Genomic DNA, 14,224 nt, shown 5'->3' with positions numbered 1-14,224 from the left:
AATTACAGATCTGCCCTCTAATCTATCCATTAAGACAACATATCTTGTACTAGCGTAAAAAAATTGCTGTTATTGGAAGTGAAATAATTATAGTCAATGATCAGATAGACTGCCAGATTCTCTCCATAGATGATTCTTAAGGGACGCCATAACATGCCGAAAGTTTTAACTGATGCTGCAGTAAACACATCATCAAAACCTATATAAAGCTGGGTAATATCTTTTAAAGGGATAACCACTTCCTCATCGGCTTCCAGCAAGATGTAATTGCTGAATAAATAGATCTGCCCCTTATGCCTTGACAATGGCGGCGCAAAAGAAAATTGCCTACCTATATATTTTTCCGAAATGCCCATGGCCTCAATTTCTTCGGCATGTGCCCAGTATACATTTCCTTGATAGATCAATTCAGACATCGGTGAACATTTATAGAGTTAATGCGGCAAAGGTACGAAAGTATATAAAAAATCATATTTAAAGTTAACAATTATACATCTACAGAAATAAAGCGATAAATATTTATTGGTAGCTCAGGCATTAAATTGTTACCTTAATCAGACCATTATTCAATGAATTTATAGCATTTTTAATTAAATTTAAATATATGAAGCATCGCCTTGTCTTGTTATTAACAGCCACCTTATACACTAGTTTCGCTGCTAAAGCCCAAACCACTGCACCGGCAGGGAACAACAGCCGCGTTCAGATTCAAAATGGGATTTTAGAAGGAACCACCGAAGGTTCCGGGATCAGAAGCTTTAAAGGTATTCCTTTTGCACAGCCTCCCGTTGGAGAACTAAGGTGGAAAGCGCCACAACCCGTAAAAGGCTGGAAAGGCATCCGTAAAGCCGACCGCTTTGGGAACAGGGGGATGCAGAAACCAGTATTTGGCGATATGGGGTTCAGGGCAGACAGCCTTAGTGAAGATTGCCTTTACCTGAATGTGTGGACCCCTGCAAAGTCTGCAAAAGAACATTTACCGGTACTGGTATATTTTTACGGCGGCGGATTTATGGCCGGCGATGGCTCTGAACCACGTTACGATGGAGAAAGCATGTCTAAAAAAGGAATTGTAGTACTAACGGTAAACTATCGCCTGGGAATCTTTGGCTTTATGGCCCATCCGGAGCTCACTAAAGAATCTCCGCACCATTCTTCGGGTAATTATGGCCTGATGGATCAAACTGCTGCCCTGAAGTGGGTAAAACAAAATATTGCTGCTTTTGGCGGAGATCCGTCACGTGTTACTATTGGAGGAGAATCTGCAGGATCAATAGCAGTATATGCACAAATGGCTTCGCCTTTATCCAAAGACCTGATTTCGGCAGCGATGGGTGAAAGCGGCGCCATGATTAACCCTACACTGGCCCCGATTACCTTAGCCGAAGGAGAACAAAGAGGCGCTGCCTTTGCGGCTAAAGCCGGCGCAGCTACGCTGGCAGACCTGCGTAAGATACCGGCTGCACAGCTACTGGATGAATCATTTAAATATGGAATGGCCTCAGTGCCCGCAACAGTTGACGGATATTTTTTCCCTGAGCCTCCGGTAAAGATCTTCGCCGAAGGAAAACAGGCACATGTGCCCCTTTTGGTTGGATGGAATTCAGCAGAGGTAACTTATCAGACAATTTTAAAGGCAGAGACTCCTACGCCAGAGAATTACGCCAAAGTACTGAAAACCTTATATGGTGATCAGGACCAGGAAGTATTAAAGTTATATCCTGCTGCCACCACAGAAGAGGTGATTAACGCCGCAACAGCATTAGCCAGCGACCGCTTCATTGTATACAGCACATGGAAGTGGGCAGATCAGCAGGTAGCCACTGGCGGAAAACCAGTTTACCGGTACCGCTTTTCTAAATCTAAACCGCCCATGACCGCAGAAATGAAAGGTGCAGTTGCGGGTTTAGCAGGAGGATTTACCAAAGGATCTGATACCACTAAAAAACCAATTGCCCCTAAAGGCGCCCCGCATGCTTTTGAAATTGAGTATGCGATGGGAAACCTGCATTACAATAAAGTTTATGCATGGACTCCTGATGATTATAAAATATCTGAAACGATGGAAAGCTATTTTGCCAATTTTATCAAAACCGGGAACCCAAATGGAAATGGTTTACCCCAGTGGCCGGTTATTAAAAACAATGAAGATGTCAGTTACATCAATCTCGATTTAGTCACACAGGCAGAAAAAGAAACCACCCGCCCACGTTACCTGTTTCTGGATAAACAATATCAGAAATAAACCACTTATACAAAATCCGGTTATCCTATAAGATCATGCTTTTTGAACTTACAGGATAACCGGATTTTCTATTTTATACGATGATTAAAAATTAATCTTGTCGTGTTGGCCACCTTCATATTGTTCGCCGGTAACGATAGCTTTGAGCAGGTTAAATGCTAAGACAACCTTAGACGAACTGCCATCCCAATATTCGGCGGTATCAGGCGTAACCTTAACCAGGATCAATCTTGGATCCTCAATCCCATCAGGAAACCATGCCTTAACCGGAGCAGAAAAATAAGCTTCTTTCCTTACCCTGTCGTCCACAAGCTCTGCTTTACCATTAACTGTAATATAGGTATTATCCGAAGGACTGCTGTAACCAAGGGTAACCTGGTTTTCTTTGGATATCTCTTTAGATTTTAACGAGTATTCATTGGTAAAGAACCAGATACTACCATCTTCTTCAACCTTAGCTGTAGCCATTGGGCGACTTGAAAATTCATCTTTTTCAGAAATCGTAGTAAATAAACAGATACGCACTTCCTCTATTTTCGTTTTTAATATTGCTATGTTTTTCTCGTTTTTCATTGGATGCTGTTTTTAGGTGAACAGAACAGTTATGAATAGCACTAAATAAAATCATATGCCATCATCGTCCCATTCGATGTCTTATTTAAACAGCGGTATAGTGAATTTGTTTTTAAGCAGTTTACAGCTTGATATAAGTAATGATTTGGTTGAGATAAGTTTCATCTGTTTCATCGAAGTGTGCAAGGTCGGCACTATCGGCATCCAGCACCCCTACCACTATACCATCTTTTATCAATGGCAATACAATCTCAGATCTTGATGCGGAACTACAAGCGATATGCCCTGGAAACTGATCTACATCATCCACAATAAGCGTTTTTATATCTGCCCATGCCTTACCACATACACCTTTACCTTTTTTAATCCTTGTACAAGCCACAGGCCCCTGAAACGGGCCTAATACCAACTCATCCTTTTTGACCAGATAAAAGCCCACCCACAACCAACCAAACTGTTCTTTTAACGCAGCGCTTATGTTGGCAAGATTTGCAGTAAGGTCCTCTTCTCCGCTAATCAGGGCTTCAATTTGAGGTAACAGCGACTGATATTGCTGCATTTTGCTTTCACTTTGTATAATGATTAAATCTTCTGCCATAAGGGTGGTGATATTAAAAGTTTAAAAATAGGGAATTGCCAGCACAAGGATGTAAACAACGGGTAATATTCTTAGATTTGAAATTCAACAATTTTAAATAATTATGAGAGTAATCGCAGAGTTGCCCCACCCGGAATGCAAGATCACTTTGTTCAATATGAACCAAAAATATATTGTAAAATTTGAACAGGGAACACTGGAACAAAGTTACAAATTATCAGAACTGGACTTAAGCGGCGGAGGTGCGAACGAGATCTTTCAACTACTGGATGAAGACTTTATCACTACCGTTATTGAAAGATTTAAGACGATGCGCAAAGATTTTTCCGAAGCATACAAAAGGCAGCAGTATTAGTAGATATAAACTACATAACTACCTGTAATATAGTTAATTTAATTTAAAATAAGAATATAATATTGTATTTTGAAGGCAATAAAACAACAGTCACAGATATAAATCGACACCATCACTTTAACAAAAAACCATTAAAAGCTCTGAATAACAACACTTTATACTCCTACACATTATTATATTTGGTTCATTAAAAGTGCCAAATATAATTTTGTTTGAGAACAGAGTGCCTGGAAATTAAGAAAATCTGGCTTCTGGTAGTACCCATTAAATATAAGCTTTAAATTGATAAAATAAATACAGTTTAAACATTAACCAGTATTAGATGTTGTGTTCAAACACACATCATACAAATGAAATTCATCTTCAATACTACCCTGGCGATGGTCATCTTATTGACCTTCCCTACCTCCTCTTTTTCTCAGGACACCAGCTTCAGAACTGACAAATTTTACACCATGAGCGGCTTTGGATTTTCCGTTCCAGTTGGGGGAAGCAGCGAATTTATGACACCAAAGTTTTCCACTACTTTAGGAGCAAATATAGGTATTGGCCATGAGGGACTTTTTCTATATCCGCATGTAAGCCTTCATGCCTTTGGATACGATAACAGGATTATAAATGAGAAGTATAACTTCGAACTGCAGAATGGCAGATCTACGAGTTACCTGTTAAGCCTTGCCTTAGGGTACAGAAAGATCATTCATAAATTTGGTTTTTATGGTTTTCTTGGAAGCGGTGCCGGATTTATTCTTACACCAAGGGTAGCAGTAGATGCAGCATCAGGCGTAGCCGTATTGAACAACAGAACGAATCACATGGCTACTATAGAACCCGGAGCTGGTATTGAATATAATCTTGGCGGCATCAGCTTATTTACAGAAAGCAGCTATATGCATGGCTTAAGTGATGTTGGCGGTAAGCCTTTTGATGCTGTACCCATTACCATCGGGATTAAACCCAATTTGAGCAAGCTGTTTAATAAGAAAAAAACAAATCTTTAATTTTTTTCTTCAGCAAGCGGTAAGGACTGGGCAGCTTCAATTACATTTTTCGGAAGGTTAAATCGGAGCACTACACATTCGTCTTCCTTACTGACTTTTAGATATCCATTATTTTTTTCAATAAAATCGCGGCATAAATGTAAGCCTAACCCTACTCCTCTTTCATTGGAAGTACCATAGGAAGGCTCAGCGCCCTCTTTTGAAGTAAATTGACTCATATTAAGGTTTCCTGCTACAGGATTGCACACATCAACATATACATGATCTTCATCCCCCCATATCTTAATGCGGATATCCCTGTGATGCGGCGTAAATTTAATCGCATTATCAATCAGATTTCTAATTACCAGGCTAATCTGATTGAAATCGGCAAAAACATCAGTATCCTCACTAGTCACAAATTCTATTTTAATATTCTTTTTAATGACCAGAGGCTGATAAACCAGCATCAGGTCTCCCACCAAACTCCGCAGATTAAAACGTGATGGAGCTGTTTTAATTCCCTTCATCTGACTTTGCGCCCAGTACAACAGGTTATTCAGCGTATTATGAATGTTATCTATATTCCTTCGGCTATCGTTCAACAACGTCTTCACATCATCAAAAGTGAGCAGATCCATATCATTCAGGGAAAAAAGACTGATCAAACTATTAAAAGGACTTCTCAAATCATGAGCGATAATGGAAAAAAGCCTGTTCTTATCCGCATTTGCTGCTTCCAGTGAATGAACGAGCTTTTTTAGTGCCCTGGTACGTGCTTCAACTACTTTTTCAAGCCTTTCATTCTGGCTGCTGACCAGATAAAGATTTTCTTCATGAAGAGTTAAAGTATCAAGCTGCACTTTTAACCTTACTTTTTCCATCTCTTTAAGCCTATTTCCTAATGCCAGGGAGATAAACAACAATTCAAAAATAAAGCCTATTGGAGCTAACCTAAAGGACAATTCACTATATGGAATGATGTTAGAAAAGCATAATAAAATAAATATAGCCATTGCACATAAAAACAGCTTTGCAATTACATAATAAAGAGCGGGCCGGTAGCCTTGCAGATAAACTTTCACTCCCACTATCACCAGGGAGAGGGTAGTAAAAGTAGATAATACCTCAGAAAGACTGGCACTTAAAGATTTATAATCCAGTAAACATACCAGCATGTTGAGTAACCACCCACCTATTAATAGCTGAACCAGCCGTTTAGACCAGGGTAGTACAACAGGCAGATTCAGAAAATTATAACAAAATGCTATTCCGGCAATACTTGCTGTTCCTAAAAAAATGTAAGGGTAAAAATTGATAAAATAACGGAACTCATTTCCCAGCAGATAGCCATACCCGCGGTAATACAAAACGATAAAGGAAAAGAGTGAAAGGATATAGACGCTGTAATAAAAATAAGTAACGTCCCTGGAACTAAAGAAAACAAATACATTAAAAAAGAAAAGCGCCAGCAAAATACCGATATAAATAGCCTCCAGTCGTCCAGAAGAATTAATTCCCGCAAGCAAGTTTTCAGAGACAGCCATTTTTAATGGCACCACCAAAACATTATGTGTCCTTAAACGGATATAAATAGTCTGTTTATTAAGTCCATAAGTAAAATCAGGTAAATTAAAGATGTAATTATTTGAAGTGATTACAGATGGGTTTTCGGGGGCAATACTACCTGAATGAACATGATGATAGCTTCCCTCGGCATTTTGAGTATAGTAATCGATCTCTTCAATATTAGAGATATCGAGAATGAGATATGCCTTTTCTCTCTCAGGGCGGGTATAATTGATTTTCAACCAATAGGCAGCACTGGAGTTTCCAAAATTAAGAACCTCAGCTTGAGAAGCCAGGAATTGGCCATTTTGATCTGCATGAATAACCTGATCTAAACCTAAGCTTCCATTCTTATCCTTAAAGTAACTAACAGATTTCCCCTGGTCTTTGTATGGCAACCGTTTGTCAACAACTATAATACTAGCGTTTGCTGCAATTGAAAACAAGAAAAATACGATAGAGATTAAGAAGCGCATCCGATCATTACATGAAATTCAAATGTAAGCTAATTACCCTAATATTAAAATGGGTCATTTGTCCCGAAATAATGGATTTAACGAGGCTTTTATATGGTATTGATTGAATATTTTTAGTCAAGCGACTAATCATAATATTTCAATTTTCAATTCATTGATTAATTTATAAAAATTTAATTAAATAAAAAAGAAAATATATTTCCGTATATTAATCATAACAACTAATTTTGTTTCATAAAGAAAAGTCACATGGAAAGAATTGAAGAATTATTTATGAGAATCGAAGAAGGATTCGCAAAACTAGGCGAAGGGATAGCAAGGCTGGAAATTCGCATAGAAAGGCTGGAGCAGAAAATGGACAAAATTGAGGCTAGATTAGATAAAAGCGAAGCCAGATTGGACAGCATTGAAACCAGAGCAGACAAGTTGGAAAATTGTGCAGATCAGGTAGACATCAAGATTGTGAACATTAACGGAGAATTGGTAAAAATAAACGAGGTTACCGGCTACGGAGAGAAATACCAGCAAATGACATCTTCTGATCTGTAGTACAGTTAAAAAAGGGAATAACAGGTGCTAGTTTATCGTGATCGCACGCACCTGCCCTTTTGCATTATTTCTGTTCGCACGCATCAGCTTTCTGCGCTGTTCCATTTTCTCATGAAACTCATCCTGAGTGATGACAGTTCCTTTTTTAGGGAGGCTTACATCCTTAAGACTCACTTTACGGTATTCGATGCTTTTGGCAAACATATGGGTCGCTTTTCCTTCGATAGCCAGTACAGCGCCTGACGACCATAATGCCGGATTTGGAGAAAAGTCGAATCCCAGATCATCAGTATACCATACAGTAGTTTGATCTGTAATTTCTTTATCCTCATCCATTATCCTGCGCTTAACCTTAGTTTTAACAACCACCTTATTACAGGTAAAACCCAGGATTTTTCTTACTTCATCAGATTTGATATATTCTACTTCGGGTACTCCCTGATCAGGGCCGAAAGCTACCCGGGGAAATTCACCCAGTTTATCCTGCATAAAAAAAGTAGTATCATTCAGGTCGAACACTTCAGTGAGCTTGTGATCGGCAAAGCTGTAATAATATTCTTTATTTCCACCGCCAAAACCACCAAAGCGCATTCCGCCGCCCATACCGGGTCCGGGACCAGCGCCATTTCCACCACCGCTGTTATTACTGTCTTCCTGCTCATCTACCGGTACATAACTTGCATTGGTTGCGTTAAACAGCAATTCAAAATTGGTTACCGAACTTTTGGGCATTCTTGCCAGCGCTTCATCGCTTAGTTTTATTCCATTAGCAGCAGCCATAGCAGCGGGGTCGAAAGTGCTTTCAAACTGTATAGCTCCCGATTTTTTAGGCTGTGCCTTTAACTGAGCTGAAAAAAAACATAAACATAACGAGGCGATAAATAGCTGTTTCATTTTCCTTTGCATTGATATGCAAAATTAAGAGAATTCGGGACTGCTAAAATGTTAAAAAAGGTTAAATAATCAATATTCTGTACTTTCAAGCCAGCCATTTGCAAGCACATCCGCAAGGTGTATGGTCTTTAAGGATATGTTATTTTTATCGATATATCCCTGCAGGTGCATCAGGCAGGAAAGATCAGTAGAAATGATATAATCTGCATCCTGTGCCAGTGCGTGGTTTACTTTCTGCTCTGCCATGGCCGATGAAATGGCATCAAACTTAACCGCAAAGGTTCCCCCAAACCCACAGCACATATCTGTATCCTTCATTTCCAGCATCTCCAGCCCGTGTACTTTTGACAATAGCTGTCTGGGTTCATCTTTGATCTTACATTCTCTTAAACCACTGCATGAATCATGGTAAACAGCTTTTCCTTCCAGCTCCGCACCAAAATAGTCTTTGTTTAAAACGTTGATCAGAAAGTCTGACAGTTCAAAAATATTTCCCTGCATTGTTCTGCATTTGTTATGCACGTTACTATTGGTAAAAAGATCATTATATCCGTTTTTCACCATACCAACACAAGATGCTGAAGGTGCAACAATATAATTGGCTTCAGAAAAGTCATTCAGGAACTTGGTACCCGTTTCTTTGGCCTCTTCCCAATAACCTGCATTATAAGCAGGCTGCCCGCAGCAGGTTTGGTTAGGGTTATATATCACATCGCATCCGGCCTTTTCTAACAGTTTAATGGTACTGAAAGCAGTTTCAGGATAAAGCTGATCGACAAAACAAGGAATAAATAATTCTACTTTCATGGTGTTTTGTTATTAATTTGTTGATACTTCCATCTGCTGAGGTTCAACCTTCCTCAGTAAAAGCAAAAATATCAGGCCCACAATAAAAAATGCAGTCAGGGCGATCAAGGAGCTGCGCATACTTCCGGTAAACTCTTCGATATAACCAAAACTAAACATTCCTATTACCAGTGCCACTTTCTCCGTTACATCATAAAAACTGAAGAAAGAAGTGTGATCAGGACTGTCCTGAGGTAAAAACTTGGAATAGGTAGAGCGGGAAAGAGATTGTATCCCTCCCATAATCAGGCCAACTGTGGCGGCAAGATAATAAAACTGCATCTCTGTATGAACAAAATAAGCACCCACACAGCACAAGATCCAAATAATGACTACGCCAATCAGCACTTTTACGTTTCCAAACATGTTACGTGATAGCCATGACATGCCCATTGCTCCCGGAATAGCCACAATTTGCAACAGCAGAATGGTAGCTATCAATTTTGAAGTGGGGAGGTGCAATTGTTTCTCCCCAAAAATAGTGGCCACCAGCATTACAGTCTGTACGCCCATAGAATAAAAAAAGAAAGCACTTAGAAACCGCTTTAAATAAGGCATATGTTTCAACTGGTCCCATACTTTCTTTAGTTCTTTAAACCCGCCGGTAAGCCAGCTGGAATTTGCTTTCAGCAAATCAGGATTTCCTTTGGGCATATTCCTGAAGGTGATCTGGGCAAAGGCCATCCACCAGATGCCTACCATCAGGAAAGACAATCTGGAAGCCTGCGCGCCACCTGATAAACCAAAAGTTGAAGGAAAGAACACAAAAACAAAACAAATGAGCTGTAAGATGATACTGCCTACATAACCATAGGTATAACCTTTGGCACTTACCCTGTCCTGCTGATCTGGTGTAGCAATTTCAGGAAGATAGGCATTATAGAAAACCAGGCTTCCCCAGAAACCGATTGCAGCCAGGACAAAAAGGACGATGCTCAGTTGCAGGGTATCGATCTCGAAAAAGTAAAGTCCGCAGCAGGATAAACCGCCCAGGTAAGTAAAGATCTGCATAAACAGCTTTTTGTTCCCTCGTGAATCGGCGATGGAAGATAACACAGGTGACAACACAGCGATTACTAAAAAAGCAAAGGCCAGTGCGTAATTATACAGTGCAGAGTTGATAAACCTTCTGCCCATAAAGGTTACATAATCAATTGTATTATCATTCTTATCTGAAGTAATAATGGTATAATAGGCAGGAAATATCGTAGAGGTGATAACGAGGTTATACGCTGAATTTGCCCAGTCGAAAAATGCCCATGAGCGGATAACTTTTTTATTATTTTTTTCTTCCATAGATGATTGCAAACCGAGGTTCCTAATTTACTTTTTCCAGTTTATAAGTACCCGATTTCTTTTCCTCTATATTTTTGGGATTCCCTTTATACCGAATATCCGCAGCGCCTGAGGTTTTAATTTTCAGCTCATTTAATGCGTTGATCTTTAAATCTGATACCCCGTTAAGGTCAAGATTATAAATACCTGCTACAAAAGCAAAAGCGTTTAACCTGATACTGCCAGTGCTTTTCACTTCGTGTACCCCTGCCTGTCCAAGTAGATTAATCACTGCAGCCCCGTCTGTGGTAGTAGTTAATTTCATCGCACTCACATCCATATTGAGTTTTACGGCTCCTGACAAAACTACATCCAGTGTGTTTACAATAATTCCTGAAGCCGTATACACTTTACTTGCGCCACCGGCATTCAGCTTTTTAAGGTCGCCAATGCCGGCGTTTACAATTACAGAATCTTTACCGCAGTAGTTCCCATCCAGTTTCACTGTCAGCTGATCTCCGCTTACCTCTGCTTTAACCAGTCCTATGGCATTAGAATCTGCCAGCACATTTATTTTAAAACTACTGTCCTGACGCATAATCAGCTTAATTGGTCCACTTACCTTTACCTCATCAAAAGGTTTAACGGTAAAATCCCTGGAAGAATGAATTCCCAGATCTTCTACACATTTAGGTTTACAGGCGGCAAAAAGTATAGGGAGGGCCAGTAGGCAGAGGGCTTTTTTCTTCATCATCATTAATTGAACATTCGATCAAAGATAATAGTTTTTGCCATCTGTTTTAATTTTACCTGCATCGAGCAGTTCACGGATCTGAGTCAGCTTATCCTGGTCGGAGCCGGTTTTAATTTCACTAATCAGATCATCCAGTGTACGCCCGTCTGTCTGCAACAGCGTAGCTATTTCAAAATCTATTTTATCCGTGAGTTCCGCAAGGTCTTCATTCTTTTTCTCTGCCAGGCAAATATCGCATACCCCGCATTTGGCGGCATTGGGCTCATCAAAATAAGTAAGTAACTGGATACTACGACAAACTTCTGTCCCGGCATAGGCCAGTACAGCACTGATCTGTTCTGCCTGGATCTTTCTTCTCAGTTCTATATATTTAACGTCTGTATCCAGATGAAGGAGGTCTACCCTTGCCAGGATAAACTGCAGTTGAGGCTGATCGCTTTGCGGAAGATAAGACAATAGCCCCTGCTCCTGAAGATTAGTTAACTGCCTGACCACATCATTAAAAGAAATACCCAACCTTTTGGCGATATCGCTTTCGCTGATATTGGCATAATGGTCGAACATCCCTCCATAAGATCTTAAAACAGTTTTAATCAGGGGATCATAACCGGAGTTCTCAATCTGAAAACGGTAAACATCTTCATTACCTGCGGTAAACAATACCCGGGATGGTAAAAATATGTTTTCTGATAGCGTGATATAACCATCATGTTCCAGGAATTTCAGGGCACCAATGGTTTTGATCACCCCTAGTTTAAAACGTTTACAGAAATCGGCAAGGTCGAAACTAAAATTAACGCCAGCTCCGGCACCATAGGCCAGCTGAAAATAACTGCCCAGATAGTGATACGTTTTTTTGATCTCTTCAACACTGGGGAAACTATCGGTATACTTGGCTTTTAAGGCCATTTGATCAGAATGATTGGCCAACAGCACAGCAAAAGACCTTCTTCCGTCCCTTCCCCCGCGTCCTGCCTCCTGGTAATAGGCTTCCAGGCTTTCCGGCAGGTCCAGGTGGACCACAAAACGAACATCGGGCTTATCTATCCCCATTCCAAAAGCATTGGTTGCCACCATTACCCTGATCTTGTTATTTTTCCAGTCTTCCTGCTTCTTTGATCTTTCGCCGCGTTCCAAACCCGCATGATAGAAATCAGCCGCAATATTGTTTCTTTTTAAAAAATGTGCCACCTCTGCGGTTTCCCTTCTGTTTCTCACGTAAACCAGTCCGCTTCCCTTTACATTTTTTATAATATCGATCAGCTTTTTATATTTATCCTCCAGATCGAACACCACATAACTTAAATTCTTACGGGCAAAACTCTGTACAAAAACCTTTGGATCTTTCATCTCCAGTTTAGCTACGATATCTTCCCTTACAAAAGCAGTTGCTGTAGCCGTCAGGGCGATAAAAGGCACATCAGGATGAATTTCCCGCAGCGAACTAAGCTGCAGGTAAGGTGGCCTGAAATCATATCCCCACTGGGAGATACAGTGGGCTTCATCCACAGCAATCAGGTTCACATTCATATAAGAGATCCTGGTTCTAACCAGATCGGATAAAAGCCGCTCAGGAGAAAGGTACAGAAACTTGATGGGCCCATAAACACAATTGTCCAGCAGGATGTCAATTTCCCGTTTTCCCATCCCGGCATAGATTGCTACCGCCTGAATGCCTTTAGCCTTTAAATTCTCTACCTGATCTTTCATCAGGGCAATGAGCGGAGAAACTACGATACAGATTCCTTCTTTTACCAGGGCAGGAACCTGGAAACACAGCGATTTACCTCCGCCAGTAGGCAGTAAAGCCAGCGTATCCTCTCCATTCAGCACAGCCCGGATAATATCTTCCTGCACAGGCCTGAAAGAGCTGAATCCCCAGTAATGTTTTAAAACCTCTGTTTCGTTCATCGTTTATATCCCCTGTGCAATCACAAAACCACAGGCCCAGGCCCATTGAAAATTATATCCCCCAAGCCATCCCGTTACATCCACACATTCGCCGCCGAAATATAAACCCGGCAACTTTTTACATTCCAGGGTTTTGGATGATAACTCGGCGGTGTCTATCCCGCCACGCATCACCTCAGCTTTATCATATCCTTTATCACCTGCAGGTTTCATTTTAAAATAATGTATCGTTTGATGAACCAGCTCCAGTTCTGCTTTAGTGAGTGATGCGACCGTTTTTTCGAGCGGCAGAAATTTACCCAGGGCTTCGCTGAACTTCCTGGCATAATACCTGTTCAACAAAGTAGATAATAAGGTTTTACCATTATATTTTCTCTCTTCTTCAATAATTTCACTGATATTCTCATGAGGGAGCAAATTGATATTGATACTTTCTCCGGGGCGCCAGTAAGAGGAGATCTGCAATACGGCAGGGCCGCTTAAACCCCAGTGTGTAAAAAGGATATTCTCTTCAAAGGAGATCCGCTCATTGCTCAGTTCACAGAAAACCGAATTTCCGGAAAGCTGTACGTACCAGTCCTCATCCTTCCCCGTAATGGTTAAGGGTACCAATGCCGGAGCAGTTTCAACAATGTTTAACCCATTTTGCCGGGCGTAGCGCAAAGCAAAATCTGTAGCGCCCATTTTTGGAATAGGTAGCCCACCCGTGGCGATCACCAGCTTTGGCGCCTTTACTATATAACTCTTGCCAGAACGCTGATAGGTTACAGAGTAACTATCTTCATGTTTAGTGATATCTGTAATATCCGCGTCACACCTGATCTCCTGACCAAAGTCATCACAGATCCCTGTAAATACTTCTACAATATCTTTTGCGTTTTTATCTTCAGGAAATAATTGTCCAAGTGTTTTTTCTTTTCCCTGTATACCGTAAGTTTCAAAAAAACTAATGGTATCTGCTACTGTCCATTGTGTGAAAGCAGATTTACTAAAATGTTTATTGGCCGAAATAAATTGTTCGTCCGTGGCAAAAAGGTTGGTATAATTACATCTTCCGCCTCCGGAAATCAGTATTTTAGCCCCAGCCTTACTCCCTTTCTCCAAAACAATCACCTTCTTCCCCAGGTATCCTGCCTGTACCGCACACATCAATCCGCAGGCACCTGCACCAATTATTATAGCATCAGCATCCATCAAAT

14 protein-coding genes are annotated in these 14,224 nt (G+C 40.6%); 4 read left to right on the top strand and 10 right to left on the bottom strand.

What is annotated here, in order from left to right; all coding sequences use genetic code 11:
* Positions 1-29: 29 nt before the first annotated feature.
* The gene (locus tag GSQ84_RS24025) at positions 30-416 is read right to left on the bottom strand and encodes a hypothetical protein (protein ID WP_158799921.1); all 387 of its coding nucleotides are present in this window, start codon (positions 414-416) and stop codon (positions 30-32) included.
* 188 nt (positions 417-604) lie between these two features.
* Here GSQ84_RS24025 and GSQ84_RS24020 point away from each other — a divergent pair, with 188 nt between their 5' ends.
* The gene (locus tag GSQ84_RS24020; RefSeq protein ID WP_158799920.1) at positions 605-2,245 is read left to right on the top strand and encodes a carboxylesterase/lipase family protein; all 1,641 of its coding nucleotides are present in this window, start codon (positions 605-607) and stop codon (positions 2,243-2,245) included.
* A gap of 84 nt (positions 2,246-2,329) precedes the next feature.
* Here GSQ84_RS24020 and GSQ84_RS24015 read toward each other — a convergent pair whose 3' ends face one another.
* Complete coding sequence (locus GSQ84_RS24015; RefSeq protein ID WP_158799919.1) at positions 2,330-2,818, bottom strand: pyridoxamine 5'-phosphate oxidase family protein; 489 nt, start codon at positions 2,816-2,818, stop codon at positions 2,330-2,332.
* 121 nt (positions 2,819-2,939) lie between these two features.
* Positions 2,940-3,416 carry a GAF domain-containing protein gene (locus GSQ84_RS24010; protein ID WP_158799918.1) on the bottom strand — a complete coding sequence of 159 codons (477 nt, stop codon included), beginning with the start codon at positions 3,414-3,416 and terminating at the stop codon, positions 2,940-2,942.
* 103 nt (positions 3,417-3,519) lie between these two features.
* On the opposite strand from GSQ84_RS24010, the gene GSQ84_RS24005 reads away from it, so the two are divergent.
* The gene (locus GSQ84_RS24005) at positions 3,520-3,771 is read left to right on the top strand and encodes a hypothetical protein (protein WP_158799917.1); all 252 of its coding nucleotides are present in this window, start codon (positions 3,520-3,522) and stop codon (positions 3,769-3,771) included.
* A gap of 350 nt (positions 3,772-4,121) precedes the next feature.
* On the top strand, positions 4,122-4,772 hold the full coding sequence (locus GSQ84_RS24000) for a hypothetical protein (RefSeq protein ID WP_158799916.1): 651 nt from the start codon (positions 4,122-4,124) through the stop codon (positions 4,770-4,772).
* On the opposite strand, the gene GSQ84_RS23995 is transcribed toward GSQ84_RS24000, so the two are convergent.
* Complete coding sequence (locus tag GSQ84_RS23995; RefSeq protein WP_158799915.1) at positions 4,769-6,796, bottom strand: sensor histidine kinase; 2,028 nt, start codon at positions 6,794-6,796, stop codon at positions 4,769-4,771. The two genes, GSQ84_RS24000 and GSQ84_RS23995, sit on opposite strands and share 4 nt — an antisense overlap.
* Positions 6,797-7,045: 249 nt before the next feature.
* On the opposite strand from GSQ84_RS23995, the gene GSQ84_RS23990 reads away from it, so the two are divergent.
* A complete protein-coding gene (locus tag GSQ84_RS23990) occupies positions 7,046-7,345 on the top strand; it encodes a hypothetical protein (protein WP_158799914.1) in 300 nt (99 codons plus the stop codon).
* Between the two features lie 27 nt (positions 7,346-7,372).
* Here the strand turns inward: GSQ84_RS23990 and GSQ84_RS23985 are convergent, their stop codons facing one another.
* The 6 genes from GSQ84_RS23985 to GSQ84_RS23960 form a co-directional block, all read right to left on the bottom strand.
* Complete coding sequence (locus GSQ84_RS23985; RefSeq protein WP_158799913.1) at positions 7,373-8,239, bottom strand: hypothetical protein; 867 nt, start codon at positions 8,237-8,239, stop codon at positions 7,373-7,375.
* Positions 8,240-8,308: 69 nt separating this feature from the next.
* On the bottom strand, positions 8,309-9,046 hold the full coding sequence (locus GSQ84_RS23980; protein WP_158799912.1) for a (Fe-S)-binding protein: 738 nt from the start codon (positions 9,044-9,046) through the stop codon (positions 8,309-8,311).
* Positions 9,047-9,058: 12 nt separating this feature from the next.
* Complete coding sequence (locus tag GSQ84_RS23975; RefSeq protein ID WP_158799911.1) at positions 9,059-10,381, bottom strand: MFS transporter; 1,323 nt, start codon at positions 10,379-10,381, stop codon at positions 9,059-9,061.
* A gap of 22 nt (positions 10,382-10,403) precedes the next feature.
* Positions 10,404-11,111, bottom strand: coding sequence for a head GIN domain-containing protein (locus tag GSQ84_RS23970; RefSeq protein ID WP_254070965.1), 708 nt, complete (start codon positions 11,109-11,111; stop codon positions 10,404-10,406).
* A gap of 21 nt (positions 11,112-11,132) precedes the next feature.
* Complete coding sequence (locus GSQ84_RS23965; protein WP_158799910.1) at positions 11,133-13,025, bottom strand: ATP-dependent DNA helicase RecQ; 1,893 nt, start codon at positions 13,023-13,025, stop codon at positions 11,133-11,135.
* A gap of 3 nt (positions 13,026-13,028) precedes the next feature.
* Positions 13,029-14,219: an aminoacetone oxidase family FAD-binding enzyme gene (locus tag GSQ84_RS23960; protein ID WP_158799909.1), complete on the bottom strand. Its 1,191-nt coding sequence runs from the start codon at positions 14,217-14,219 to the stop codon at positions 13,029-13,031.
* Between the last annotated feature and the right edge of the window lie 5 nt (positions 14,220-14,224).

This window comes from Pedobacter sp. L105 (assembly GCF_009765875.1).
In the GTDB taxonomy this organism is placed as follows: domain Bacteria; phylum Bacteroidota; class Bacteroidia; order Sphingobacteriales; family Sphingobacteriaceae; genus Pedobacter.
Note: the sequence above shows the minus strand (reverse complement) of the source record. Positions and strands in the feature narration are given on the sequence as shown.